This is a genomic window from Ideonella sp. B508-1 (genome assembly GCF_000333615.1).
Classification (GTDB): Bacteria; Pseudomonadota; Gammaproteobacteria; order Burkholderiales; family Burkholderiaceae_C; genus Ideonella.
This window is the reverse complement of sequence record NZ_BADL01000211.1, coordinates 1-1909: the sequence shown is the minus strand read 5'-3', so window position 1 is coordinate 1909 and position 1909 is coordinate 1. Positions and strand designations below refer to the sequence as shown.

At 64.4% G+C, this 1909-nt stretch carries 2 protein-coding genes; both read left to right on the top strand.

Features of this window, described 5'->3' with window-relative positions:
• On the top strand, nt 1-788 hold a 788-nt coding region (locus I73_RS09120), incomplete at its 5' end, for an NADH-quinone oxidoreductase subunit M (protein WP_022980326.1).
• 19 nt (nt 789-807) lie between these two features.
• A partial coding sequence (locus I73_RS09115; RefSeq protein WP_026096507.1) for an NADH-quinone oxidoreductase subunit N occupies nt 808-1909 on the top strand: 1102 nt, incomplete at its 3' end.

Sequence of the window (1909 nt, the reverse complement as noted above, 5' to 3'; positions counted from 1 at the left end):
TGCCGGACGCCCACGTGGAAGCGCCGACCGGCGGTTCCGTCGTGCTGGCCGCGATCATGCTGAAGCTCGGGGCCTACGGCTTCCTGCGCTTCTCGCTGCCGATCGCACCGGACGCCGCCCATCACTACGCCTGGTTCATCATCACGCTGTCACTGATCGCCGTGGTCTACATCGGCCTGGTGGCGATGGTGCAGCAGGACATGAAGAAGCTGGTGGCCTACTCGTCCATTGCGCACATGGGCTTCGTGACCTTGGGTTTCTTCATCTTCAATGAGCTGGGCATGTCCGGCGGCATCGTGCAGATGATCTCGCACGGCTTCGTCTCCGGCGCGATGTTCCTGTCCATCGGCGTGCTCTACGACCGCGTCCACTCGCGGGAGATCTCGGCCTACGGCGGCGTGGTCAACACCATGCCCAAGTTCGCTGCCTTCGCGCTGCTGTTCTCGATGGCCAATTGCGGCCTGCCGGGCACCGCGGGCTTCATCGGCGAATGGATGGTGATTCTGGGCTCGGTGGGCTACAACTTCTGGATCGGTCTGCTGGCCGCCACCGCCGTGATCTTCGGCGCGGCCTACAGCCTGTGGATGTACAAGCGCGTCTATTTCGGTGACGTCACCAACGACCACGTGCGCGAGCTGACCGACATCAACGCCCGCGAATTCGGCATGCTGGCCGTGCTGGCCATCGCTGTGCTGGCCATGGGCCTGTACCCCAAGCCCTTCACGGATGTGATGCACGTCTCGGTGACCGAGCTGCTCAAGCACGTGGCCGTGTCCAAGATCAACTGACACAGCCGGGATGCACACCATGACTCAAATGAACTGGCTCGTTGTCTACCCTGAAATCCTGCTGCTGGTGGCAGCTTGCGTGGTGGCCCTGGTGGACCTGTACGTCACCCAGCCTGCGCGCTGTCTGACCTTCTGGATGACCCAGGCCGCGCTGGCCGGCGTGGCCCTGCTGCATGGCCTGGCCCTGCAGACCGGGCTGGGCGCGGAAGGCGCCAAGGCCTCCGTCTACGCGATGCAGGGGCTGGTCGTGTCCGACCCCATGGGCCACCTGCTGGCCCTGAGCGCCGCCATCGCGATGATGATCACCATCGCCTATGCGCGTCCCTACATCGGCAGCCGCGAGCTGCTCAAGGGTGAGTTCTTCACCCTGGCGATGTTCGTCGTGCTGGGCATCTCGGTGATGGTCTCGGCCAACAACTTCCTGGTCATCTACGTGGGCCTGGAGCTGATGAGCCTGTCGCTGTACGCGCTGATCGCGCTGCGCCGCGACCATGCGGTGTCCACCGAAGCGGCGATGAAGTACTTCGTGCTGGGCGCGCTGGCCAGCGGCTTCCTGCTCTATGGCATGTCCATGCTGTACGGTGCCACCGGCTCGCTGGACATCCCCGAGGTGTTCGATGCTATCGCCACCGGTCAGGTCAACGCCACCGTGCTGAGCTTCGGCCTGGTGTTCATCGTGGCCGGCCTGGCCTTCAAGCTGGGTCTGGTGCCCTTCCACATGTGTGTGCCCGACGTGTACCAGGGCGCACCGACCTCGATGACGCTGATGGTCGGTGGCGCGCCCAAGCTGGCGGCCTTCGCCATCACCATCCGCCTGCTGGTGGAGGGGCTGAGCGGCGTGGCCCACGACTGGCAGCAGATGCTGATTGTGCTGGCGGTGCTGTCCCTGGTCATCGGCAAAGTGGCCGCCATCGTGCAGACCAACCTCAAGTGCATGCTGGGCTACTCGGCCATTGCGCAGCTGGGCTTCATGCTGCTGGGCCTGACCCCCACCGTGGTGGCCGGCTCCACCCAGTTGGCGGCCAACGGCTACAGCTCGGCCCTGTTCTACCTGGTCACCTATGTGCTGACCACGCTGGGTACGTTCGGTCTGATCATGTACATCAGCCGCCAGGGCTTCG